The 24,088-nt window shown below is 71.7% G+C and carries 23 protein-coding genes; 10 read left to right on the top strand and 13 right to left on the bottom strand.

Annotation, left to right across the window (positions count from 1 at the left end):
* Positions 1-775: ISAs1 family transposase (locus AB0C35_RS44645; protein WP_358470292.1), on the bottom strand; the 775-nt coding region annotated here is incomplete at its 3' end.
* A 101-nt stretch (positions 776-876) separates the two neighbouring features.
* Between AB0C35_RS44645 and AB0C35_RS44640 the strand changes: the two genes are divergently transcribed.
* A complete protein-coding gene (locus AB0C35_RS44640; RefSeq protein WP_358470289.1) occupies positions 877-1,671 on the top strand; it encodes an SDR family oxidoreductase in 795 nt (264 codons plus the stop codon).
* A 1-nt stretch (position 1,672) separates the two neighbouring features.
* On the opposite strand, the gene AB0C35_RS44635 is transcribed toward AB0C35_RS44640, so the two are convergent.
* Positions 1,673-2,554: an endonuclease/exonuclease/phosphatase family protein gene (locus tag AB0C35_RS44635; protein ID WP_358470286.1), complete on the bottom strand. Its 882-nt coding sequence runs from the start codon at positions 2,552-2,554 to the stop codon at positions 1,673-1,675.
* Between the two features lie 464 nt (positions 2,555-3,018).
* On the opposite strand from AB0C35_RS44635, the gene AB0C35_RS44630 reads away from it, so the two are divergent.
* Positions 3,019-3,678 carry an NPCBM/NEW2 domain-containing protein gene (locus AB0C35_RS44630; RefSeq protein WP_358470283.1) on the top strand — a complete coding sequence of 220 codons (660 nt, stop codon included), beginning with the start codon at positions 3,019-3,021 and terminating at the stop codon, positions 3,676-3,678.
* Positions 3,679-3,693: 15 nt separating this feature from the next.
* Here the strand turns inward: AB0C35_RS44630 and AB0C35_RS44625 are convergent, their stop codons facing one another.
* Positions 3,694-4,458: an IclR family transcriptional regulator gene (locus tag AB0C35_RS44625; protein WP_358470280.1), complete on the bottom strand. Its 765-nt coding sequence runs from the start codon at positions 4,456-4,458 to the stop codon at positions 3,694-3,696.
* An 80-nt stretch (positions 4,459-4,538) separates the two neighbouring features.
* Between AB0C35_RS44625 and hutH the strand changes: the two genes are divergently transcribed.
* Genes hutH through hutI form a run of 6 tightly spaced genes read left to right on the top strand, consistent with a single transcriptional unit; the run spans position 4,539 to position 12,076 of the window.
* Positions 4,539-6,083 carry a histidine ammonia-lyase gene (hutH, locus tag AB0C35_RS44620; RefSeq protein ID WP_358470277.1) on the top strand — a complete coding sequence of 515 codons (1,545 nt, stop codon included), beginning with the start codon at positions 4,539-4,541 and terminating at the stop codon, positions 6,081-6,083.
* A gap of 12 nt (positions 6,084-6,095) precedes the next feature.
* Positions 6,096-7,751, top strand: coding sequence for a urocanate hydratase (gene hutU, locus AB0C35_RS44615; protein ID WP_358470274.1), 1,656 nt, complete (start codon positions 6,096-6,098; stop codon positions 7,749-7,751).
* Positions 7,752-7,798: 47 nt separating this feature from the next.
* Positions 7,799-8,998, top strand: a complete 1,200-nt coding sequence (locus AB0C35_RS44610) for an allantoate amidohydrolase (RefSeq protein WP_358470271.1) — start codon at positions 7,799-7,801, stop codon at positions 8,996-8,998.
* Positions 8,999-9,008: 10 nt separating this feature from the next.
* The gene (locus AB0C35_RS44605) at positions 9,009-10,364 is read left to right on the top strand and encodes a formimidoylglutamate deiminase (RefSeq protein WP_358470268.1); all 1,356 of its coding nucleotides are present in this window, start codon (positions 9,009-9,011) and stop codon (positions 10,362-10,364) included.
* Positions 10,361-10,897 (top strand): hypothetical protein, encoded by a 537-nt coding sequence (locus tag AB0C35_RS44600; RefSeq protein WP_358470265.1) that lies wholly within the window; start codon positions 10,361-10,363, stop codon positions 10,895-10,897. Before AB0C35_RS44605 ends, AB0C35_RS44600 begins: the two co-directional genes overlap by 4 nt.
* 12 nt (positions 10,898-10,909) lie before the next feature.
* On the top strand, positions 10,910-12,076 hold the full coding sequence (gene hutI, locus AB0C35_RS44595) for an imidazolonepropionase (RefSeq protein WP_358470262.1): 1,167 nt from the start codon (positions 10,910-10,912) through the stop codon (positions 12,074-12,076).
* Positions 12,077-12,079: 3 nt separating this feature from the next.
* Here the strand turns inward: hutI and AB0C35_RS44590 are convergent, their stop codons facing one another.
* The 5 genes from AB0C35_RS44590 to AB0C35_RS44570 form a co-directional block, all read right to left on the bottom strand.
* Positions 12,080-12,733: a Uma2 family endonuclease gene (locus AB0C35_RS44590; protein ID WP_358470259.1), complete on the bottom strand. Its 654-nt coding sequence runs from the start codon at positions 12,731-12,733 to the stop codon at positions 12,080-12,082.
* Positions 12,717-13,223 (bottom strand): flavin reductase family protein, encoded by a 507-nt coding sequence (locus tag AB0C35_RS44585; protein WP_358470295.1) that lies wholly within the window; start codon positions 13,221-13,223, stop codon positions 12,717-12,719. Before AB0C35_RS44585 ends, AB0C35_RS44590 begins: the two co-directional genes overlap by 17 nt.
* Complete coding sequence (gene sppA, locus AB0C35_RS44580) at positions 13,220-14,923, bottom strand: signal peptide peptidase SppA (protein ID WP_358470256.1); 1,704 nt, start codon at positions 14,921-14,923, stop codon at positions 13,220-13,222. Before sppA ends, AB0C35_RS44585 begins: the two co-directional genes overlap by 4 nt.
* 65 nt (positions 14,924-14,988) lie before the next feature.
* Complete coding sequence (locus AB0C35_RS44575; RefSeq protein WP_358470253.1) at positions 14,989-15,477, bottom strand: PaaI family thioesterase; 489 nt, start codon at positions 15,475-15,477, stop codon at positions 14,989-14,991.
* Positions 15,478-15,570: 93 nt separating this feature from the next.
* Entirely contained in the window at positions 15,571-17,028 is a 1,458-nt protein-coding gene (locus AB0C35_RS44570; RefSeq protein ID WP_358470250.1) for a serine/threonine-protein kinase, read from the bottom strand.
* Between the two features lie 88 nt (positions 17,029-17,116).
* Between AB0C35_RS44570 and AB0C35_RS44565 the strand changes: the two genes are divergently transcribed.
* On the top strand, positions 17,117-17,974 hold the full coding sequence (locus AB0C35_RS44565; protein WP_358470244.1) for an NUDIX domain-containing protein: 858 nt from the start codon (positions 17,117-17,119) through the stop codon (positions 17,972-17,974).
* Here AB0C35_RS44565 and AB0C35_RS44560 read toward each other — a convergent pair.
* The 3 genes from AB0C35_RS44560 to AB0C35_RS44550 all read right to left on the bottom strand — a co-directional run bounded on the left by AB0C35_RS44560 (position 17,971) and on the right by AB0C35_RS44550 (position 21,234).
* Positions 17,971-18,330 (bottom strand): ACT domain-containing protein, encoded by a 360-nt coding sequence (locus AB0C35_RS44560; protein WP_358470241.1) that lies wholly within the window; start codon positions 18,328-18,330, stop codon positions 17,971-17,973. The genes AB0C35_RS44565 and AB0C35_RS44560 overlap by 4 nt on opposite strands.
* 9 nt (positions 18,331-18,339) lie before the next feature.
* Positions 18,340-20,628, bottom strand: coding sequence for a 1,4-alpha-glucan branching protein GlgB (gene glgB, locus AB0C35_RS44555; RefSeq protein WP_358470238.1), 2,289 nt, complete (start codon positions 20,626-20,628; stop codon positions 18,340-18,342).
* A gap of 387 nt (positions 20,629-21,015) precedes the next feature.
* Positions 21,016-21,234 carry a hypothetical protein gene (locus tag AB0C35_RS44550; RefSeq protein WP_358470235.1) on the bottom strand — a complete coding sequence of 73 codons (219 nt, stop codon included), beginning with the start codon at positions 21,232-21,234 and terminating at the stop codon, positions 21,016-21,018.
* A 114-nt stretch (positions 21,235-21,348) separates the two neighbouring features.
* Here AB0C35_RS44550 and AB0C35_RS44545 point away from each other — a divergent pair, with 114 nt between their 5' ends.
* On the top strand, positions 21,349-22,221 hold the full coding sequence (locus tag AB0C35_RS44545; protein WP_358470232.1) for a GntR family transcriptional regulator: 873 nt from the start codon (positions 21,349-21,351) through the stop codon (positions 22,219-22,221).
* 20 nt (positions 22,222-22,241) lie between these two features.
* Here AB0C35_RS44545 and AB0C35_RS44540 read toward each other — a convergent pair whose 3' ends face one another.
* Together AB0C35_RS44540 and AB0C35_RS44535 are read right to left on the bottom strand one after the other, a co-directional pair.
* Complete coding sequence (locus AB0C35_RS44540) at positions 22,242-23,699, bottom strand: phosphotransferase (RefSeq protein ID WP_358470229.1); 1,458 nt, start codon at positions 23,697-23,699, stop codon at positions 22,242-22,244.
* Positions 23,696-24,088, bottom strand: a 393-nt coding sequence (locus tag AB0C35_RS44535; protein WP_358470226.1) for an alpha-glucosidase C-terminal domain-containing protein, incomplete at its 5' end; no start/stop codon positions are given. The genes AB0C35_RS44535 and AB0C35_RS44540, both read right to left, overlap by 4 nt.

The following is a 24,088-nucleotide window of genomic DNA, read 5'->3' as shown; positions in this document are numbered from 1 at the left end:
GTGACCGTCCGGCCGTAGCGGGCAGTCGAGAGCGTAAACAGAGCCCACAAGGACCGAACAGACAAGCTCGGTCCTTCAGGGCCGAGTAGTTGACTAGCGCGATGGCCAGGTTGCGCAGGGCCGCCATGACCGCGGGCCCGCTGCCGGTGCGCACTTGTGAGGCGTCCTCGCGGTAGGTGACATCGCGGATGTGGTGCAGGGCCTCGATCTGCCAGTGCTGGCGGATCCAGGTGGCGAGTTCGCCGGGTGTGGCGTGGTGGGGGTGCAGGCTGGTGATCGCGTAGACGGTGACGGTCGTCCAGCGTCCACCGTGGCGGGGCCGGGTTTTGCGGGTGATCTGGATGGCCTGGGCGGCGTGCGGGAACAGCAGGCCCTGCCCGACTGCGGTGACCTTGATCGAGCGGCGTTCGGTGCGGCCGTGCCCGTGATGGTCCTCGGTGTGCCCGGTGGGGATCTGCCGCCAGGGCAGCCGTTTGAGCCGGTGGTACAGCGACGGCTGGTTCTTCTTGACGACGAGGATGAAGTGGGCGTTCTTCTCGGTGACCAGGAAGCCGGCGTGGTCGCGCTGGGTGTGCAGTGCGTCGGCGGTGACGACGGCGCCGGTCAGGTCCAAGGGCCGCAGCAGCGGTTCGAACGCCGCCAGTTCGCTGGTCTTGCCGTCGATCTCGACCTGGGCCACCACGCTGCGGTGCCAGCCGGTGCAGGCGGCGAACAGGTGCCGGGACCGGCCGGAGGCGGTGTGGTGGCGGGTGCCACGCAGTGCTTTGCCGTCCACCTGGATCGACTGGCAGAGAGGGTGGGGTGTTCGGGGCGTGTGGGGCAGCGTACGATCAACGCCGGTTCCGGGTGTAAGGCCCGGCTTACTCCGGAGTGGCCATGCGGAAGTCAGTCGTTACCGGTAGCACCAAAGGGATCGGGTTCGCGCTTGCGCGCGAGTTGCTGCGGCGGGGGCACAGTGTGGTCGTCTCGGGGCGCAGCCAGGCGTCGGTGGACGAGGCCGTCGAGCGGCTGGAGGCGGAGGCCACGGGGGACGCCGCGGTCCATGGGTGTGTTGTGGACGTCACCGATGCCGCGCAGGTCGAGAAGCTGTGGAGTGCCGCAGTGGACGCGCTCGGCGGGGTCGATCTGTGGATCAACAATGCCGGTGTTGCGAACACGACCCGTCCCATTGTGGAGACGTCTGTCGAAGATGTTCGGGGGATGGTGACCACGAACATGCTGGGGACCGTTTACGGCTCCCAGGTCGCCGTGCGTGGGATGCAAGGCAAGGGTGGACAGGTATTCAACATCCTCGGAGGCGGCAGCGACGGACACATCCGTCCGGGGATGGGGGTGTACTCGGCGACCAAGCGCGGGCTGGACTCATTCACGCGGTCGTTGGTCAAGGAGATCGACGGGACCGATGTGCGGGTCGGGCAGGTCAGTCCCGGAATGCTCATCACCGAAGGGTGGCTCAGGGAGGCCGCCGTCGCGCCGGAACAGGTGAAGGAGCAGCGGAAAATCCTCAACATCCTGTGCGACCACGTCGACGATGTCGCGCCATATCTGGTCGACAAGATGCTGGCCAGCAAGAAGAACGGTGACGTCATCAAGTGGCTCACCACCGGACGGATGACGCGGAAGTTCATGGCGGGACGTAAGCGGGACGTCCTCGCGCGTTACGGATTGTGACTCACCCGATCTTCAGGTGGGCGATCACGGGATAATGGTCGGACGCGTAGAGCCCGCCAACGCGGTACGGGTCGATCTCGGTCCACGTCGTCTGGACCTGCCCGCGCGCCAGTATCCAGTCGATTCGCTTACCGCCCCGTTTCGGCGGCTGCCATCGTCCGATGGTGCGGTACTGCGGGCCGCGCCTCTGGGCCGTCGTCCACGTGTCCTGGAACGCGCCGGGGCCGGTAAGGATTCCGTACACCGGCGACGCCCCGGCGGCGGCGTTGAAGTCCCCGGTGAGCACTACGGGAACCCCCGCCTCGAACCCGTGGACACGGTCGAGGATCAACTTGGCGCTCCTGACCCGGGAGTCCGCCGACTTGTTGTCCAGATGCGTGTTGGCTTGGTACAGCACCGCACCGGTGCGCCGGTCGCGGAACTTCGCCCACGTCACCATCCGCACGTACCGGTTCCCCCAGCTCACGGAGCCGATGACGTCGGGGGTGCCCGACAGCCAGAAGTGGCCGAAGTCCAGAACCTCGAATTGCTGCTCCCGGTAGAAGATCGCCATGAACTGGTCCCGGGTTCCGCCCTTGCTGCCCAGACCGACCCAGCGGTGGTCCGGCAGCAGCCTGGCCAGGTCGCGCACCTGATGCCACCGTGCCTCCTGAACACCCAGCAGGTCCGGATCGTGGCGGCCGAGGAGATGCCCGACCATCTTCAACCGGGTCCGCCAGTCCCTGGGCGGCGGGTCCTTCACGCCCCGCACGTTGTAGGTCATCACCCGCACCGTCCCGTCGCCCCGCGCCGGCCGGACGAGCACGAACCCGGAGACGAGGACCAGGGCACCGGCCGCGGCCACCACCCAGAACCACTGATGACGCAGGAGGCGTCCGCGCATCTCGTCCCCCTCCTTCGGAGCCGGGACCGGCAACTCATCCGCCCGACATCACGCGCACTTCACGTATGCCTGACCCGCTCCGTTGATCAGAGTAACCTCGCGGCCGCCCATGTCAGTACGGAGAGCACGCAGCCGATGTGGACGAGCCGGCGCGGCGGCGTACTGTCGCGGCTGGTCGTGCTCCACCTCGAACAGTCGGCGAAGAAGCGGTGACGCCTTGCCGAAGGACGGGTTCGCGCGAAGGGATGTGTCGTCCTCGGCGGGCACGTGAGCACGTCGCATACTGCGCGACATCTGGCACACCTTGTGGGATGTGGACGACGCCACCATCGACCCCGGGGAAACCCGGGATTAAGTCGAATCCGGTCCGTTCTGGTTGCTGTGAAATGAGGAGTATCAGTAGCCTCCCGTTCATATGGTCGCGCGGGCCGTTTTCACCTCCAAGATCGGCCGGAGCGGTGGCCATGGGCGAGGGGCGGGGGCAGATGGCGGACAATGATCAGGACGGCCGGTCGAAGCCACGTTCGATGTGGAAGGAAGTCGGGGTCGTCGCCGCGCTGATCGGCGCGGCAGGGGTAATTGCGGCCGCTGTCATTCAGGGTGGGCTCCCCCTGCTGAAGGACGGCCCGGAGGGCGGAGAGACGGCGGGGCCGACTGCAACGGCCAGTGGGCCGGCGGCGCCGGTGGGTGCCCCGTCGACGCCGTCGGCTGAGACGAAATATCTGTCCGAGATGGAACCGACGTCGCCGGACAGCGACCCCACCGAAGACTCCGTGACTCTCAATGGAAACGTCTATACGAATTCTCTGAGGCTCGATGTCGGCGGCTGCAACGAGCGGGCGAGTGTCACGTACGCGTTGAATCGCGAATGGCGTGCCTTTCACGCCGTAGTCGGCGTCACCGGTGACTCGCAGCCGGACACGGAGGTCTATTACAAGTTCTTCGTGGACAATCAGCAGGTGGGTCCCGAGTGGAAGACGTCCAAGTTCAAGTCGGAAACGGTCGACTTCGATGTCTCCAGCAAGCAAGAGCTCGAGTTGCGCATGTCGTTCGTCAAGGGTGACATGGGAATCTGCAGCAACGCCGGCCACGCGGCCTGGGGCGAGGCGAGCCTGACCCGGTAGCGCGATGGGATGTGCTCAGGGCGCCGGAGGGCGGCCGGTCAGCCGGACTGTCAGTTTTCCGGCCGTTCTCTGGACGGGAGCGATCAGCGTCGGCCAGGTTGGCGGAGGGTGGTCCTCGCGGCGGAATGTCACCGTGATCGCGGCGGTGGGGTGGCCGGTGTGGTCGAAGGCGCAGGCGGCGATGCTGGCGAAGCCCTCGGTGATGTGGCCGTCCTCCATGGACCAGCCCCGGCGGGCGTCGCCCGAGAGGGTGCGGCGCAGTTCGCGCAGGGACGCGGGGCCCTTGCCCGTGCGGTTCACGAAGCGGCCGGGGAACAGTGCGCGGACCTGAGCGGGAGGCAAGTGTGCGAGGAGGGAAAGGCCGCTGGCGGTGAGGTGGGCGGGCATGCGGACGCCGACGTCGGTGACGAGGGTGGCGTGCCGGGGTGGCTGTTCTTTGAGGAGGTAGAGGGTCTCGGCGCCGTGCAGGACGCCCAGCTGGGCTATTTCGCCCACCTGGTCCACCAAGCGGCGGAGAAGGGGACGGGCCAGGCGTTCGAGGGGTTCGTGGCGCAGGTAGGCGGAGCCGATTTCGAAGGCCGCCACGCCCAGGCCCCAGCGGCGTTCTTCCGGGATGTAGGTGACGAAGCCGTCTTCCGACATAGCGGTGAGCAGGTGGTACGTGCTGGAGCGGGGGAGTTGCAGGGCGCGGGCGATGGAGGACGCCGGGAGCGGGCCGGGAGCGGCCGCCAGGAGACGCAGCACCGCCAGCGCCCGGCGGGCGGCGGGGACCTGGGACATGGGCGCATTGTCTCGTATCTGAGACACGGGAGCGAGTTCGGGGGTGGGGCCGACGCCGGCGAGCGGGTCCAATGGTGGGTATGGGTGTTCCTATGGTTGAAGTCGGGCCGGAAGCGTTGGCGTTCACGCAGGTCGTCGCCGTTGCGCGGGACGGCGCCCAGGTTGCGCTGACGGGTGAGGCGTTGAAGCTGATCGGGGAGGCGCGGGCCCATATCGAGGAGCTGTCCGCCCGGAGTACGCCTGTCTACGGGGTTTCGACTGGGTTCGGGGCGCTCGCCACGCGGCACATCGCTCCCGAGTTGCGGGCGCAGTTGCAGCTCAACATCGTGCGGTCGCATGCGGCGGGGTCGGGGCCGGAGGTCGAGCGGGAGGTCGTCCGGGCGCTGATGCTGCTGAGGCTGCGCACGCTCGCCACAGGGCGGACGGGCGTCCAGCCCGTGACGGCGCGGACGCTCGCGGAGCTGCTGAACGCGGGCATCACGCCGCAGGTCTTCGAGTACGGGAGCCTCGGGTGTTCCGGGGATCTCGCGCCGCTCGCCCATGTCGCGCTGGCCCTGATCGGCGAAGGGTCCGTCCGGGACGCGGCAGGGGAGCTGAAGCCGGCGGCGGAGGCGCTCGCCGCGGCCGGGATCGCGCCCGTCACGCTCGGCGCCAAGGAGGGGCTCGCCCTCCTGAACGGGACGGACGGGATGCTCGGCATGCTCGTCCTGGCCATCGGCGATCTGCGGAGGCTCCTCACGGTGGCGGATCTCGCCGCCGCGATGAGCGTCGAGGCGCTGCTGGGCACCGACCGGGTCTTCGCCGCCGACCTGCAGAGCCTGCGGCCGCACCCCGGGCAGGCCGCGTCCGCCGCCAACATGCGGGCGCTGCTGGGCGACTCGGAGATCATGGAGTCGCATCGCGGGCCCGACTGCACCCGGGTCCAGGACGCGTACTCGCTGCGCTGCGCCCCGCAGGTGAACGGCGCGGCCAGGGACACGCTCGAACACGCCGAGCTGGTCGCGGGCCGGGAACTGGCGTCCGCGATCGACAACCCGGTGGTCCTGCCGGACGGGCGGGTGGAGTCCAACGGCAACTTCCACGGGGCCCCCATCGCGTACGTGCTGGACTTCCTGGCGGTCCCGGCGGCCGATGTCGCGTCGATGTCGGAGCGGCGCACCGACCGGATGCTCGACAAGGGACGCTCGTCCGGGCTGCCCGCCTTCCTCGCCGACGACCCGGGCGTCGACTCCGGCCACATGATCGCCCAGTACACGCAGGCCGGGATCGTGTCGGAGCTGAAGCGGCTGGCGGCCCCGGCGAGCGCCGACTCGATCCCCAGTTCGGCCATGCAGGAAGACCACGTGTCGATGGGCTGGAGCGCGGCCCGCAAGCTGCGCAGGGCCGTCGACGGGCTCGCGCAGGTGGTCGCCATCGAGGTCCTCACCGCCGCGCGGGCGCTGGACCTGCGCACCCCGCTGCGTCCCGGGCCGGCGAGCGCCGCCGTCGTCGCGAAGCTGCGGGAGGCCGTCCCGCCGCCCGGCCCGGACCGCTACCTCGCGCCCGAGATCGCCGCCGCGACCGCGATGGTCCGGGACGGTTCGCTGGTCGCCGCCGCCGAGGCCGTCACCGGCCCCCTCTCCTGAAGGAGCTCACAGATGTCAGGTCCCCGTCCCGTCCGCGCGCCGCGCGGCACTTCGCTGACCGCCGCCAAGGGCTGGCCGCAGGAGGCCGCCCTGCGCATGATCCAGAACAACCTCGACCCGGAGGTCGCCGAACACCCCGACGAGCTGGTCGTCTACGGCGGCTCGGGGAAGGCGGCCCGGAACTGGGACGCCTTCGACGGCATCATCCGGTCGCTGTCCGGCCTGGAGGGGGACGAGACGCTGCTCGTCCAGTCCGGCAAACCGGTGGGGATCTTCCGGACGCACGAGTGGGCGCCCCGGGTGCTGATCGCGAACTCGAACCTGGTGCCGCAGTGGGGGACGTGGGAGGAGTTCCGCCGGCTGGAGTCGCTCGGCCTGACGATGTTCGGGCAGATGACCGCCGGGTCGTGGATCTACATCGGCACCCAGGGCATCCTGCAGGGCACCTACGAGACGTTCGCCGCCGTCGCGGACAAGCGCTTCGGCGGCACCCTCAACGGGACGATCACGCTGACGGCCGGGCTCGGCGGGATGGGCGGCGCGCAGCCCCTCGCCGTCACGATGAACGGCGGCGTCGCGATCTGCGTCGAGTGCGACCCGTCCCGGATCGAGCGTCGCGTCGAGCACCGGTACTGCGACGTCCGGGCCGGGTCGCTGGACGAGGCGCTGCGGCTCGCCGAGGAGGCGAAGGCCGCGCGGCGCCCGCTGTCGATCGCGGTGCTCGGGAACGCCGCCGACGTCGTCCCCGAACTGCTGAGCCGCGGCGCCCCGATCGACATCGTCACAGACCAGACCAGCGCGCACGACCCGCTCGCCTACCTGCCGCGCGGCGTCGCGTTCGCGGACATGGCCGCCGAACGCGACAAGGACCCGGCCGCGTTCATCGACAAGGCCCGTGCGTCGATGGCCGCGCATGTCGAGGCGATGGTCGGTTTCCAGGACGCGGGCGCCGAGGTGTTCGACTACGGCAACTCGATCCGGGGTGAGGCGCAGCTCGCCGGCTACGCGCGGGCGTTCGCGTTCCCCGGGTTCGTGCCCGCCTACATCCGCCCGCTGTTCTGCGAGGGCAAGGGCCCGTTCCGGTGGGCGGCGCTCTCCGGCGACCCGAAGGACATCGCCCGCACCGACCGGGCGATCCTCGACCTGTTCCCCGACAACGAGCCGCTGAACAGGTGGATCAGGATGGCGGGGGAGAAGGTCCGCTTCCAGGGTCTGCCGTCGCGGATCTGCTGGCTCGGCTACGGCGAGCGCGACAAGGCGGGCGAGGTGTTCAACGACCTGGTGGCGCGCGGTGAGATCAGCGCGCCGATCGTCCTCGGCCGCGACCATCTGGACTGCGGGTCCGTCGCCAGCCCGTACCGGGAGACCGAGGGCATGGCGGACGGTTCGGACGCGATCGCCGACTGGCCGCTGCTGAACGCGATGCTCAACACCTCGTCCGGCGCGACGTGGGTGTCCATCCACCATGGCGGCGGTGTCGGCATCGGACGCTCCATCCACGCGGGCCAGGTCTGCGTCGCGGACGGGACGGCCCTCGCCGCCGAGAAGCTCCAGCGCGTATTGACCAACGACCCGGGCACCGGCGTGATGCGGCACGTCGACGCGGGGTACGAACGCGCCGCCGAGGTCGCCGACGAGCGGGGCGTCCGCATCCCGATGCACGGATAGCGGAGCGGACCGGGCGGCGTGGGGCTCGCCCCGCACAGGGAGAGGGTATGAGTTTCGAGGAGATGTGGGCGGCGCTGCTGCCCATCGGGCGGGACGAGGCGACTGGCGGCTACCACCGGTTCGCGTGGACGCCGCCGGAACTTGAATGCCGCGCCTGGTTCCTGGACGAGGCGCGCCGCCGCGACCTGGACGTCGAGCACGACCCCAACGGCAACATGTTCGCCTGGTGGCGGCCCGGGGACGGGTCGCGCGGCGACGCCGTCCTGACCGGGAGCCACCTGGATTCGGTGCCCGGCGGCGGGGCGTTCGACGGGCCGCTCGGCGTCGTGTCGGCGTTCGCGGCCGTCGACCTGCTCCGCGAGCGGGGCCGCGAGCCGAGGCGGCCGATCGGGATCGGGGCGTTCGCCGAGGAGGAGGGGGCGCGGTTCGGGGTGGCGTGCCTCGGGTCGCGGCTGCTGTCCGGGGCGATCGACCCGGCGCGGGCCCGCGCCCTGAGCGACGCCGACGGCCGCACGTTCGCCGAGGTCGTGCACAACGCCGGGTTCGACCCCGACGCGATCGGCCCGGACGACGGCCTCCTCGGGCGGATCGGCTGCTACGTCGAACTCCACGTCGAGCAGGGCCGCGCGCTCCGGGAACCGGTCGGGGTGGCGTCCGCGATCGTCCCGCACGGCCGGTGGCGGTTCGACTTCGGCGGCGAGGGCAACCACGCGGGGACGACGGGGCTGCGCGACCGGCGCGACCCGATGCTGCCGTTCGCGGGCATGGTGCTCGCCGCGCGGGAGGCCGCCGAACGGAACGGGACCGTCGCGACCGTCGGGAAGGTCAAGGTCGTGCCGGGCGGGGTGAACGCGATCGCCTCGTCCGTCACGGCCTGGCTGGACGCCCGCGGACCGGCGGACGACGCGGTCCGGCGGACCGTCGCGGAGATCGACGAGGCCGCACGGGTCGCCGCGCGCCCGCATCGGGTGAGCGTCGACCTCGCCGAGGAGCCCTACACCGAGATCGTCGACTTCAACCTGGCCCTGCGCGACCGCATCGGCGAGGCCCTCGGCGGCGTCCCCGTCCTGCCGACCGGCGCGGGGCACGACGCGGGCATCCTGTCGGCCCGGCTGCCGACGGCGATGCTGTTCGTCCGCAACCCGACCGGGGTGTCGCACGCCCCCGAGGAGTTCGCGGAACCGGCCGACTGCCTGGCCGGAGTCGAGGCCCTGGCCGCGGTACTGGACGACCTGGCGTGCGGGTAGGACTCCGGATATGCAGTGGCATGCCCAGTTCGCCTGGCTCGGGGACGGTGTGGCGTCCGACGTGCTCATCGAGGCCGACGGCGAGCGGATCACCCGCGTCGCCGCCGGCGTCCCCGCCCCGCACGACGCACGGCGCCTGCCCGGCCTGACCCTGCCGGGCCTCGCCGACGCGCACTCCCACGCCTTCCACCGGGCCCTCCGCTCCCGCGTCCAGGCCCACTCCGGGACGTTCTGGACGTGGCGGGACCAGATGTACAAGGTCGCCGACCGCCTCGACCCGGCCTCCTACCGCGCCCTCGCCACCGCCGTGTACGCCGAGATGGCACTCGCCGGGATCAGCTGCGTCGGCGAGTTCCACTACCTCCACCACGGCCCCGGCGGCGCCCCCTACGACGAGCCGAACGCGATGGGCGAGGCACTGATCGCCGCCGCGTCCGACGCGGGCATCCGGATCACCCTCCTGGACGCCTGCTACCTCACCGGCGGCATCGGCAGCCCCCTCAAGGGCCCGCAGCTCCGCTTCGGCGACGGAACCGCGGGCAACTGGGCGCGCCGCGTCGAGAGCCTGTACGAGGAGACCGACAAGGCGGGACGGCTGCACGCCCGCGTCGGGGCCGCGATCCACTCCGTCCGCGCCGTGCCCCGCGAGCAGCTGCGGGCCGTCGCGTCCTGGGCGAAGGAGCACCGCGCGCCCCTGCACGTCCACCTGTCGGAGCAGCCCGCCGAGAACGAGGCGTGCCTGGACGCCTACGGCATGACGCCCACCCGCCTCCTGGCCGAGTCGGGGGCGCTGGGCGCGCTGACCACGGCCGTCCACGCGACGCACCTCACCGGCGAGGACATCGGCCTGCTCGGGACGACCATGACCGGCGTGTGCATGTGCCCGACGACCGAACGCGACCTCGCCGACGGGATCGGCCGCGCCCGCGACCTCGCGGACGCCGGCTCGCCGATCTTCCTCGGCTCCGACCAGCACGCCGTCATCGACCTGTTCGAGGAGGCCCGCGCGGTCGAGCTGGACGAGCGGCTCCGCACCCGCGTCCGGGGCCACTGGACGGCCGGGGAACTCCTCGCCGCCGCCACGTCCAACGGCCACTACGGGCTCGGCTGGCCGGAGGCGGGACGGCTGGAGCCCGGCGCGTACGCCGACCTCGTCACCGTCGCCCTCGACTCGGTGCGCACCGCGGGCGCGTCCCCCGGCCACGTCGCCGAAGCCGCCGTGTTCGCCGCGACCGCCGCCGACGTCCGGCACGTGGTCGTCTCCGGCCGCCAGATCGTCCGCGACGGCCGCCACCTGCTGATCGACGACGTCCCCGCCGCCCTGGCCGAGACCATCGCCGCCGTCACGGCCCCCGACGGCGAATGACCGGCGCCCGGCCGCACGCCCGGTCACTCGCGCATGCGGCGGCCTGTGCCGTCGTCCTGGCCGCCGCCGGATGCTCCGCCGCCGGGCAGGACGACGCCGCGCCGTCCGCGAGCCCATCGGGCACCGGCGCCGCGGCCGCCGCCCCCCGGGGGCCCGACGGCGCCCCGGGATGCCGTCCGGAGTCGCCGGTCGCCCCCTACGACGGGATCGCGGAGGTCCGCGCCACCGGGCACGGCATCCGCGCGTCGGGGTTGATCATGGCGCCGGGCGGGTATCCGCCGCTGCGCGCCAGCCGGGAACTCAAGATCGTCTGGCGGGTGACCGGATCGGGACCCCTGCGGGCCACGACGACCGGGCCCGGCGGGCGCGACCATCCCGTCCTCTGGGGTCCGGAGGAACACGGCGGCAGCACCTACCGCCGTCCCGGCGACGAGTGGGGCGTGGGCTACAAGCTGGACGAACCGGGCTGCTGGCGGCTGCGCCTGATCCGCGGCGCCGCGTCCGCCGACGCCTGGCTGCGGGTCGCGGCGTGAGATCCTGCCCGGGTGAGCACCGGAAGCACCCTCATCGCGAACATCGGGGAACTGGTCACCAACGACCCCGCCCTCGGCGGCCTGGGCATCGTCCGCGACGCCGCCCTGGTGATCGAGGACGGCAGGGTCGCGTGGACGGGCCCGTCCGCGGACGCCCCCGCCGCCGACGCGTCCTTCGACGCCGCCGGCCGGGCCGTCCTGCCCGGATTCGTCGACTCCCACGCCCACCTCGTCTTCGCCGGTGAACGCGCCGAGGAGTTCGCCGCCCGGATGAGCGGCCGCAAGTACGCCGCGGGCGGCATCCGCACGACCGTCGAACGCACTCGCGCCGCGTCCGACGACGACCTCCGCGCGAACGTCCGCCGCCTGATCACCGAGATGGCGCGGCAGGGCACCACGACCGTCGAATGCAAGTCGGGCTACGGCCTTACCGTCGACCAGGAGGAACGGGCCGTCCGCATCGCCGCCGAACTCGCCGACGAGGTCACCTACCTGGGCGCCCACATCGTCCCGCCCGAATACGGCGGCGCCGCCGCCGCCTACACGCACCTCGCCGCGACCGACATGCTCGCGGCCTGCGCGCCCCATGCCCGCTGGGTGGACGTCTTCTGCGAACAAGGCGCCTTCGACGCCGACCAGGCCCGCGAGGTCCTCCAAGCCGGGATCAAGGCGGGCCTGAGCCCCCGCCTGCACGCGAACCAGCTCACCCAAGGCCCCGCCGTGCAACTGGCCGTCGAGCTGGACGCCGCGTCCGCCGACCACTGCACGTTCCTCAGCGACGCCGACGTGGACGCCCTGGCGTCCTCCCAGACGGTCGCGACCCTCCTGCCGGGCGTCGAGTTCTCCACCCGCCAGCCCTACCCCGACGCCCGCCGCCTCCTGGACGCGGGCGCCGCCGTGGCCCTCGCCACCGACTGCAACCCGGGCTCCTGCTACAGCTCGAGCATGGCCTTCTGCATCGCCGTCGCCGTCCGCGACATGCGCATGACCCCCGCCGAGGCCGTCTGGTCCGCCACGGCGGGCGGCGCCCGCGCCCTGCGCCGCACCGACGTCGGCCACCTGACCCCCGGCGCCCGCGCCGACCTCCACGTCCTGGACGCCCCGTCCCACATCCACCTCGCCTACCGCCCCGGCGTCCCCCAAACGGCCACCGTCTGGAAGGCCGGCCGCCGGGTGTGACGGTCAGGCGGGCAGTGCAATCGCGAGGTCCGGCCACCCGACCTGGATCTCGAACGGCGTGGTCAGATTGAGCGCCCAGATGTCCCGGTCTCGATGGGTTATTCCGATCTTGAAATAAGACGTATCCGTGCCCATAAGGGCATAATGCTCAACGATCGTCGCGCCGAGTTCATCGAACTGCACGATCAGATAGTGCGGAATAAGAGCTTTTGCGTATTCGCCCATTTTGTGGATGCGGTCTCGTGACTGCGACCAGCGTGAGACCACCTCGGTGACGATCACCGCGTCCGCGGCTTCGAGTGTCTCGAACTGCTCGCGACAGCGGTGCACTATCGCATCGGGCTTGCGGATGGTCAGTGGAACATCCCACAGCCGGACCGGCACTTCGGTGTTGATCTCGTAACACGGCGCGCCCCTGCTGCCGGCGTGGGCGGACCTGTACTTGAGCACCGCCACCTCGAAGCCGTTGGCGAGGCGGAACGCGGTCTTCTGATGTGGACGCTCGCGTGGTTCGCGGGCGACGAGGTGCCCTTCGACCACCTCGGACTCACGCTCGACCTCCTCGTCGAGCGCGAGGTATTCCTCCATTGACAGGAGGGTGCGCTCCTGTAGTTCCTGTTCGCTCATCGTCATGTCGCCATCATCGTCGTCCGGCACTTGACCTGTCCTCCAGATAACGGCGGTTGACTCTTATTAGTGGTTTTTTGTCGCGGGTTATGTAGTCCGTCGAGAGGACACCGGCGATGAAGAGGGTATGGTCACCCGCTTCGACCGTCTGGCGGGTTTCGCATTCCAAAGCGGATTGCCCGCTCTCCGGGATGAGGGCGTCCGAGAGGTGGCCTCGGTGGTGCGGTTCGCTCGCCAGGAGGATGCGGGCGCCGGGGCGGCCTTCGGCGGCGAAGCGGCCGGCCAGGGCGCGCTGGCCCGCGGACAGGACCGTCGCGGCCCAGCGGTCCTGCCGGTTCAGGACCTCCGCCAGGTAGGACGACGTCGCCACGCTCGCCACCACCATCGGCGGGTCCAGGGACACCGACATGAACGACGTCACCGTCGTGCCGAGGTCGTCGCGGCCGTCGCGGACGGTCAGGACGACGACGCCCGTGGCGAAGCCCGCGACGGCCTCGACGAAGTCCGCGGACGTGGTCAGCGGATCTCCCAGGCGCCGGGGAGGGTCAGCGGGCCGGCGGCGGGCAGGCCCAGGCGGGCGGCGAGGCCGCCGAGCGAACCCCAGGCGTCGAAGCGGGCCGAGGCGGCGGCGCGGTCCTCGCTGGACTCCGGCGGGCGCAGCCGCTCCAGCGGAGAGGTGTGCGGATAGACGCGGACCGGGGCGTCGGCGGAGAGGCCGGCCTTCTTGCGAGCCACGTCGAGGGCCCGGTCGATGCCGCCCAGCTCGTCGACGAGACCGTGCTCCTTGGCGTCGGCGCCCGTCCAGACGCGGCCGCGGGCCAGTTCGTGGACGCGTTCGCGCGACAGGCCGCGGCCCTCCGCGACCCGTGACGTGAAATCGTCGTAGATCTTGTCGAGGGAGGCGTTGACGCGTTCCCACTCGGATTCGCTGAAGTCCTTCGTGGCGCTCGACATGCGGGCGTGGTCGCCGTTCGCGACGCTGCCGAAGGTGATGCCGATGCGGTCCAGGAGGCCGTTCACCACGGCCTTGCCGGTGACGACGCCGATCGAGCCGGTGAGGGTGCCGGGCTGCGCGACGATCGTGTCCGCGGCCATCGCGACGTAGTAGCCGCCGGACGCGGCGACGTTGCCCATCGACACGATCACGGGCTTGCCGGCGCGGCCGGCCAGCACCACCTCCCGCCAGATCGCGTCGGACGCGACGGCGGAGCCGCCGGGGCTGTTGACCCGGAAGACGATCGCCTTGACGTTGTCGTCCTTCACGGCGGCGCGGAACGCCGCGCCGATCGTGTCCGAGCCCATCGCGTGACCGGAGCCCGGAAGCGGGCCGCTGCGGCCGCTGCGCCCGAGCCGGATCGGGCCGTGCCCGTTGATCAGCGCGACGGCGTCCTGCCTGCCGGGCTGCGGGAGCATGCTCGCGAGGCCGTGCGCGCGGTTGTAGCGGGCGACGTAGCGGAGCTGGGCGTCCTCGCCGAACTCCTTGCGCAGGTCGGCGTAGACCTCGTCGCGGTAGCCGAGGTGGTCGACGAGGTTCTCCTCCAGCGCCTCGCCGGCGAGGAAGGGGCCGCGGTCGGTCAGCTCCCGCACCTTGTCCTCGGGGAGGCCGCGGGCGGCGGCGACGGCGGCGGTGATCTGCTCGCCGAGCGAGGCGACGAGGCGCTGCGACGACTCCTCGTGCTCGGGCGTGTAGGTCTTCTCCATGAACGTGTTCGCCATGGTCTTGTACTCGTGGCGCTTGGCGAACCTGGGCTCCACGCCCGCCTTCTCCAGGGCGCCCGCGAAGAACGGCTCTTCGAGCGCCATGCCGACCAGGCCGACCTCGCCGGTGGGCTGCAGGTAGACCTTGTCGAAACCGGTGGCCAGGTAGTACGGGACGGTGCCGCGGCCGCTCTCCCCGTAGGTCTCGGCCCACGCGACGGTGAGCTTGCCCGCGTCCCGCAGGCCCTGCACGGCCTCGCGCAGCTCCTGGACGAGCGCCAGCCCGATGCCGCCGCTCACCTTCACGACCAGGGCGCGCACCCGGCTGTCGGAGCGGGCGCGGCGCAGCCCGTCCAGGACGTCCCGCAGGCTCGTCCGGCGCATGGACAGGATCGCCGAGAGGGGATCGGACGGCGCCGTCTCCACGATGCCCTCGGTCAGGTCCAGTTCGAGGATCAGCGGAGCCGTCCGCCGGTCGCGGGCTTGTTTGATGATGTTGACGACTGTGCCGGGATCCACCATGGGCCCAGCCTATGCGCTCGGATCCGGGTGTTCCCGCAGGGACGACACCGGAGCCGGGCCGTCCGTCAGCGCGTGAACGCCTTGTTGGGGAGGACGCTCGCCGACGCCTGCGCCAGCGGACGCCCGCGCGCGTCGTCGATCACCGCGTTGGCGACCATGCGGGCGCTGCCGGGGTGCACGCACGTCCCGGTCACCGTGTAGCTCTCCCCGGACCGGACGCCGCGCAGGTAGTCGATGTTGAGGTTCAGCGTGAGCATCGGCAGGAAACGGTCGCACGTGCTGCTCGCGGCGAGGCAGACGGCGTTGTCGAGGATCATCGCGATGTAGCCGCCGTGGACGATGCCTCCCGGGTTGCACAGCTTCTCCCCGGGCGTCCAGGAGATCTCCACCCGGCCCGGGTCGGCGGCCGTGACCACCTGCCCGATGTAGTCGCTGATGTCGGAGATCTCCGGGAGCCTCTTGTCCCGCATCGCCCGGATGAACTCCACGCCGGACAGCGTGTTCCACAGATCGGCGGCCTCCTGCAGGGCCTCCGGGCTCGCCTCGACGCTCACTCGCACTCCTTGATCATGCCGACCATCGAATGGTATTCGGTTACGGGCGTCCGGGGCTGTGCCGTTCATCACGGACCCGGGCCCGGCCACCCGTCAGCCGGATCGGCGGAGTACGCCCCGCGTGGTGCCGATGCCCGGGGACGTGTACTCCAGGCCGTCCGTCACCTTCTTGAGCGTCAGGGTGCCGCCGACACAGAAGCCCTCGGTTCCTTGGCTGTTCTTCGGGGTCTCCTGGAACTCCAGGGCGGTGGCGGACGCGCTCGTGACGGTCAGCGTGTCGTGGCAGCCCCAGTCGGGGTACTCGGACGTGCCGTCCGCGGCGCCCGCCTTCAGGATGATCGTCACCCTCGTACTGGTGTCGCCCACGGTGAGCCCGCCCGTCTGGGTGACCGTGCCCGTCCAGGTGCCCGCGAAGTCGGCGGGCACCTTAGCGGCGCCACCCGGAGGCGCCTGTGTCGTCTGGGAGGGTTCCGTCGTCTGCGGGGGTGATGTCTTGGTGCCGGCGGTGCCCGTTGAACGGCCGGCGTTGGGGGAGCCGTCGTCCCCGGCGTTCGCGAGGATGAACGCCGCCGCGGCGATGGCGACGACGGCCAGGGTGGCGGCGGCGCCGACCACGCCCGCGATGACGCGCCCGCGACGCCGGCCGGGTCCAGGACCGGGGGCGCCGGGCACCGTGGGCCCGTAGGCGGGAGGGGGCCCCGGGGTGGCCGGGGGCGGCGGGGGAGGCGGCTGCGCACCGGCCCCGGGCCCGGCCGCGGCGGACGGGTCGACGAGCCGGACCATCAGGTCGCGGGCGGCCGGGCGCCTGGCCGGGTCCTTGGCGAGGCACTCGGTGAGCAGGGGGAGCAGCGTGGGCGGTACCCCGCCGAGATCGGGCTCGCCGTTGGCGATGCGGTGCATGGTGGCCGGGATGCTCGCCGCCGGCCCGAAGGGCGGGTGGCCGGTGGCCGCGTACACGATGGTGCCCGCCCACGCGAAGACGTCCGACCTGTCCGTCGGCGGATGCCCCTCCAGCCATTCGGGGGCGAAGTAGGCGGGGGTGCCGACGAGCTGGGTGTGGGTCTCGGCGTCGACGGCGCGGGCGATGCCGAAGTCGACGACGCGCGGTCCGTCCGGTCCGAGCAGCACGTTGGCGGGCTTGAGATCCCGGTGGACGATCCCCGCCCCGTGGATCGCCGCCAGCGCGCTCGCGGTGTTGACGGCCAGCCGCTCCAGGTCGCCGCCGCGCAGCGGCCCGCTCTCCTGGACGCGCTGCTGCAGGGACGGCCCGTCGATGAACTCGCTGACGACGTAGGGCGTCTCACCGTCCGCCGACGAGTCGAGGACGGCGGCCGTGCAGAACGGGGCGACCCGCCGCGCGGCCTGCATCTCGCGCGCGAAACGGCCGCGGGCCGCGGCGTCGGTGGTCTTGAGCATCTTGACGGCGACGCGTTCTCCGGACGGTCCCTCCCCGAGGTAGACGACGCCCTGGCCGCCCTCGCCGAGGCGTCCGGTCAGCCGGTAGCGGCCGGCCGTGCGCGGATCGTCGCGGTCCAGCGGGTGCGCGGGCATCGGCGGGCTCCTCGGGGGATGGTCGGCGGGTGTCGTCCGACGACTCGACAACCGTACTTGGGATGGGCGAGCGGATATCGTCGGACGCATGGGAGACGGCGACGGCTGGGCGGGCTGCGGGCTCGGGCACACGCACTGGGGGCGGTTCGGTGCGGCGGGCCTGCTCGCCTACCACCGCGACCCCGACGGCCAGGTGTGGGTGCTGCTGCAGCAGCGCGCGTGGTGGGGGATCGGCGGCGGGACGTGGGGCATGTTCGGCGGTGCGCTGCACAGCCACGAGGACGCCGTGACGGGCGCGCTGCGGGAGACGTCCGAGGAGTGCACGCTCGACACCGGGATCGTGAACGTGCACGGCACGAGCGTGGAGGACCACGGCGGCTGGTCGTTCACGTCCGTGATGGGTTCGCTGTCGGCGCTTCCGCGCGTCCGGCCCGCGTCGCGGGAGACGCGCCGTGCGGAATGGGTGCGCGCCGAGGAGGTCACCGACCGCAACCTGTTCGAGCCGTTCGCGCGGTCCTGGCCGCGGCTGCGGGACGCGATGAAGGGCGTCGTCCTCGTCGTGGACGCGGCGAACGTCGTCGGTTCGCGCGCCGACGGCTGGTGGAAGGACCGCGCGGGAGCGAACGCGCGGCTCCGCGACGACCTGAAGGCCCTGGGCGCCGGGGTGAGCGGCGTGCCCGGCGGGCTCGTCCGGTTCGACCGCTGCTTCCCCGAGGTCGTCCTGGTCGTGGAGGGGGCGGCGAGAAGCGTCGCGGACGAGCCGGCGAACGGGGTACGGGTCGTGGCGGCGCCCGGCAGCGGCGACGACGAGATCGTCGATCTGGTCCGCGGGACGGGGCCGGACACGGCCCACCTGGTGGTGACCGCCGACCGGGAACTGCGGGCCCGCTGCGAGGCGGCGGGCGCCGCCGTCATCGGCCCGCGCTGGCTCCTCGAACGCCTCTAGTTCTCGACGCGGTGGCCCGCGTCGCGCAGCGCCGCGGTCGCCTCCTTCAGGCGGTGCTCCGGGACGAGGACGAGGTCGGCGTGGTAGGTGGACGCCGCGAAGACGGAGATCCCGGCGCCGGCGAGCGGGCTGACGATCGCGGCCAGCATCCCCGGTACGTCCAACCCATGACCGGCGTCGCCGTAGAAGCCGACCCAGCGTTCCGTCTCGGTGAACGGTGACGCGTCCCGGATCACGGTGAGTCCCTCGGGGGCGCGTATCAGCGCGATCCAGTCGTCGTCCTCGGGGAACGTCGCGTGCGGGAGGTGGTCGACGATGAACTGGCCGGGGACGACGTGCAGGCGCTGCGCTTCCATCCCGCCAGACTATTCAGGCACGGGTCGTTCTGGGCCGGGTCGTTCAGGCACGGGTCGTTCAGGCACGAGCCAGACCGCGCCCAGCGGCGGGACGCGCAGCACCGCGGACGCCGGGAGCCCGTGGCAGGGCTCGGCGGTCGCCTCGACGCGGCCGAGGTTCCCGACGCCGCTGCCGCCGTACTCGTAGGCGTCGGTGTTGACGAGTTCGCGCCAAGGGCCTTCGCGGGGCAGGCCCAGCCGGTAGTTCTCGTGCGGGTTACCGGCGAAGTTGACGACGCACGCGAGAACCGGCTGCTCGCCCGCCCGCGCCGTGCCGTAACGCAGGTAGGACAAGGTGTTGCCGCCCGCGTCGTTGCCATCGATCCAGCGGAACCCGTCGTGGTCGTTGTCGCGCGTCCACAGCGCGGGCTCGGCCTTGTAGGCGCGGTTCAGTTCGCGGACGAGCTTCTGCAGGCCGACATGGTGGGCGCCCTCGGCCGCGTTCTCCAGCAGCCACCAGTCGAGCGGGCGTTCCTCCGCCCATTCGGCGCCCTGGCCGAACTCCTGCCCCATGAACAGGAGTTGCTTGCCGGGATGCGACCACATGTAGGCGAGCAGGGCGCGCAGCCCGGCGAACTGCTGCCAGGCGTCCCCCGGCATCTTGCTCAGCAGCGACCCCTTGCCGTGGACGACCTCGTCGTGCGACAGCGGCAGGACGTAGTTCTCCGAGAACGCGTACACCAGCGAGAACGTGATCTCGTTGTGGTGGTAGTGCCGGAACACGGGCTCGTGGCGCAGGTACTCCAGCGTGTCGTGCATCCAGCCCATGTTCCACTTGAACCCGAAGCCGAGGCCGCCGAGATGGGTGGGCCGGGACACGCCCGGCCACGCCGTCGACTCCTCGGCGATCGTCACGACGCCCGGGTTGCGCTTGTAGACCGTCGCGTTCATCTCCTGGAGGAACGAGATGGCCTCCAGGTTCTCGCGGCCGCCGTAGACGTTGGGCGTCCACTCGCCCTCGTTGCGCGAGTAGTCCAGGTACAGCATCGAGGCGACGGCGTCCACGCGCAGGCCGTCGATGTGGAACTCCTCAAGCCAGTACGACGCGTTGGCCACCAGGAAGTTGCGCACTTCGGCGCGCCCGAAGTTGAACACGAGCGTCCCCCAGTCGGGGTGCTCGCCGCGCGCCGGGTCGTCGTGTTCGTACAGGGCGGTGCCGTCGAACCGGGCCAGCGCCCATTCGTCCTTGGGGAAGTGGGCGGGCACCCAGTCCATGAGGACGCCGATGCCGGCCTGGTGGAGCCGGTCGACCAGGTACCGGAAGTCGTCCGGGCTTCCGAACCGTGCGGTCGGCGCGTAGTACGACGTCACCTGGTAGCCCCAGGAGGGGCCGTACGGGTGCTCGGCGACCGGGAGCAGCTCCACGTGCGTGAAACCCATGTCGCGGACGTAGTCGGTCAGTTCGTCGGCCAGTTCCTTGTAGCCGAGCCCAGGGCGCCACGACCCGAGATGGACCTCGTACGCGCTCATGGGCTCGTGCAACCAGTCGTGTTCCTTGCGGCCGTCCATCCACTGGCCGTCGCCCCACTCGTAGGACGACGTGAAGACGCGGGACGCCGTCGCGGGGGGACGCTCGGTGCACTGCGCCATCGGGTCGGCCTTGGAGCGCCACACGCCGTCCGCGCCGAGGATCTCGTACTTGTAGCACATGCCGTCGCCGATGCCGGGGACGAACAGTTCCCAGACGCCCGTGGAGCCGAGCGACCGCATCGGGTAGGCGCGGCCGTCCCAGTGGTTGAAGTCGCCGACCACGCGGACGCCGCGCGCCGTCGGCGCCCACACCGCGAAGGCGGTCCCGTGGACGGTGCCGAACGCGGAGGCGTAGCTGCGGACCCGGGCGCCGAGGGCCTGCCACAGCTCCTCGTGCCGTCCCTCGCTGATCAGGTGGAGGTCGAGTTCGCCGAGCGTGGGCAGGTGCCGGTACGGGTCGTCCTGGAGCGTCTCGATGCCGTCCCCGTAGGTGACGGCGAGCCGGTAGTCGGGGACTGCGAGGGGCGCCCTGGAGTTGCCGTCCGCGTCCGTGTCGTCGCCCGCCAGGGACGAGCCGTCCGGGAGGGTGCCGGTGAACAGGCCCTCGTGGAAGTGGCGGAGCGGGTGCCGGTCGCCGTTCGGCAGGACGACGTCGACGCGCCCGGCGAGCGGCCGCAGCGCCCGGATCGTCACTCCGTCGCGGCCGGGATGCGCCCCGAGGACGCCGTGCGGATCGTGGTGGTCGCCTCCGACGAGCCGGTCGATCTCCGCGCGCGTCACCCGTGCCATGACCTCACGGCCTCCCGTCCCAGTGCCATCACCTCAGTAGAGGTGCCCCGAGACGGGCCGGTCTCACGTCGGGGACGCACCTGTTTCCGGGAGCTTGGAAGTTTCCGGACGCGCGGCGGCGGCTATGCGGGTTTCCGCATGTTCTGCCTGTTCCGCGTGCCCGGTGTTGCGACCGCACGGGCGGCACGACTCTTTGTCGAGGGGTCGCGCCGATTGTGCCGTCCGTGCGGCCACGTCTACCTGGCCCCAGCGGTGACATCGACCCCGCCACCCTGGGCTCCACTCCTGTGTCACCTGAGCGCCACAGGTACCTGCCGTACCGGAACGTCCCGGCCCGGTCCGCCCCCGCTCGCGGACCGGGCCGCGCCGTTCCCCAACGGTGTCCTGTCACCGGTCTCCGCGCTCCTCGCGCGTCTGGTCGAGGAGCAGCCGGCGGAGCCCCGCGGAGTCGTCGGCGGCCACCGTCCGCGCGTATCCGGCCTGGAGCTGGGAGTCGCTGAGATCGCCGCTGCGGGTCGCATACCAGCGTCCTGCGTCGCTCCGCCACACCTGCCAACCCGGAAACTCCCCCTCGATGGCCGCCTTCAGATCATCGAAGTCGCCCATCAAGGTCGTCCTTTCCCCGAGGCCGCTCTTCTGTATACAAAAGTCGTACTCGGCTTGAGAGGTGTCAAGCTGTCCGTAAGCGGACCATGCCCCCGCGGATAGCGCGGGGAAGGTATGGATGACAGGGAGGGCGAGGCAGGATCGAACACCGCGTCGAACGCCGAGTCGAACGGAAACACCGGGCCGAACGGCCGGACGGCGCGTCCGGAGGAAGAGGAGGTGACGCCGGTGCCGGACCGTCCCGCCTACCTGCGCATCGCCGACACGCTGCGAGCGGGCATCCGGGACGGCAGCCTCCCGCCCGGGACCCGGCTGCCGACCATCGCGGAGTTGTGCGAGGCCCATGGCGTCTCGGAGATCGTCGTGCGGCAGGCCATCGCGCTGCTGCGCGGCGAGGGGCTGGTCGAGACACGCCGCGGCGGCGGTACTCTCGTCCGGCTCGTTCCCCCTGCTCGCAGGGTCGCGATGGACCGCTACCGCGCGGTGACGCGGCCCATGGCGGTCCCCGAGACCACCTTCACCCGGGACCAGAAGATCACCTGGGAGGAGTACCGGCTCGACAAGGAGTTCACCCGGGTGCGGGCCGATGACGAGCTCGGCGCGCTGTTCGAGCTGCCGGCGGGCACCGAGCTGCTGCGCCGCCGGTTCGTCTTCTACGCCCGCGGCGAGCCGCAGCAGATCTCCGTCAACTACCTGCCGTGGGACCTCGTCGGCGACACCCCCGTGTCGGACCCGGCGCGCGAGCCGTGGCCCGGCGGGACGCTCGCGCAACTGGCCTATCTCGGCCACCCGCCGACCCGCGTCGAGGAGGCCGTCCGCTCGCGCATGCCGACCCCGGAGGAGGCCGAGGCCCTCCGCATGACCGGCGGTGTGCCGGTCCTCGCCATCACTCGCCGGCTGCTGTCGGGCGCCGTTGTGATGGAGGTCTGCCGCGACATCGTGCTGCCCGCCGACCGCGTCGTCCTCGACTACTCCATCGACCTGTGAGCGCCCGCCCCGGTGCCCGGTCAGCCCGCGAGCTGTGCCAGGGAGCGCAGGGGGACGGGCAGCCACGCCGGGCGGTTCCGCGCCTCGTAGCGGATCTCGTAGACCGCCTTGTCGAGTTCGAACGCCCGCACCAGCGCCGCGTGCGCGGCGGGATCGGGACCGCCGGCCGCCGCGTAGCCGGCGCAGAACGCCTCCCGGTTCCGCTCCGCCCACGCCCGGGCGCGCAGCTCCAGCGCCTCGGCCGTGTCCGGCTGCAGGTCGTCCTCGCGCGCGAGCAGGAACCGGGCCGCGTACTCGAAGGAGCGCAGCATCCCGGCGACGTCCCGCAGCGGATGCGCCGGCGCACGGCGCTCGGCGGGCGTGCGGGCCGGTTCGCCCTCGAAGTCCAGCAGCACCCAGCCGGTGTCGGTGCGCAGGACCTGGCCGAGGTGGTAGTCGCCGTGGACGCGCTGGACGGGCAGCGCCCGCGCCTCCGCGGCGACCTCGTCGAACACCGCGCGGATCGCGTGGGTGTGCGGGCGGATCTCCGGGACGGCGGCGCTGACCTCGTCGAGCTGCTCGTTCATCGCGAAGACCGACTCGCGCAGCGTCGTGGCGGGCGCCTGCGTCACGCCGAACGCGGCGGCGAGGTCGCGGTGCACCTGCGCGGTGGCCGCGCCGAGCCGCTCGGCCTCCGCGGCGAAGTCGCCGCCGGCGGCCGCGGCGTCGCCGGCCGTGAACGCGCCCGGCGTCCCGGCGGGGCCGGGCGGGGTGGGCTGGCCGAACCAGTCGCGGACGCTGGTGACGGCGAGCTGCCACCCGTCGGTCGCGGTGCGCAGGAACTCCGAGAGCAGCGCCAGCGTGACGGGCTCCTTCCCGGCGGCGCTCCCGATGCCGCCGGCGCCCTGCTGCAGCTCGATCCACCCGTGCACGGCGGCGATGTGCTCGCAGCCCTCGCGGGACAGCGCCAGGTTGACCTCCAGATCCGGGCTGACGCCGGGGGAGAGTCGGCGGAACAGCTTGCAGATGTAGGCGTCGCCGAAGACCAGCGAGGTGTTGCTCTGCTCGGCCCCGATGGGGATGCCCTCCAGGTCCGTACGGATCCCGGTGCCGGGCGCCCGGCGGAACTGCAGCGGGCCGACCAGCGTCTCGCCGGCCATGTAGGTCAGCAGCGGGCGGGTGAGCTCCGGATCGTACGCGGCGTCGTAGACGTAGCCGGTGATCCCCGGCTCCCCGGCCGGCCGGCCGATCACGCTGGAGCGCAGCCGCTCGGGCAGGTCGCGGCGGACGCCGAGGAGCAGCTGGTAGTGGTCGGTGACGCCGTTCTGCGCGACGTCGAGGACGAGGTGGTGCAGGGCGGGGTCGCCGGCGAGCAGTTCGGTGGCGGTGCCGATGGACACCTCGTCGATGGGACCGTCCTTGCCGCCGAACCACCGCTGGCGTGGCAGCCAGCCGGCCAAGAGCCGGACGAGGGATTGGTCGGGCGGCGGCACGGTCACATCACTCCTTCTCCCCGGTCGCGTTCCTCGGGCGGCGGCAGCAGGAACCAGTAGAAGCCGTGCCCGGGCAGCGTCAGCAGGTAGGGCAGGTCGCCGATGGCGGGGAACTGGACGCCGCCCATGCATTCGATCGGGGTGGAGTCGCGGAAACGCCGCAGGTCCAGTTCCACGGGCTGGGGGAACCGGGACAGGTTGTTCACGCAGAGGATCGTGTCCATGCCGCCCCACTGGTTGGCGTCGCCGTTGCCGATCTCGCGGGTGAAGGCGAGGACGGAGGGGTTGGAGGCGGACAGCTCGACGTAGGAGCCGACGCCGAAGACGGGGTGGCGTTGCCGGATCTCGATCATTTTGCGGGTCCAGTGCAGGAGTGATCCGGGGTTGTTGGCCTG

Origin of the sequence: Spirillospora sp. NPDC048819, from assembly GCF_040650055.1 — a bacterium.
In the GTDB taxonomy this organism is placed as follows: Bacteria; Actinomycetota; Actinomycetes; order Streptosporangiales; family Streptosporangiaceae; genus Spirillospora.
This window is presented reverse-complemented; position numbering and strand designations above follow the sequence as displayed.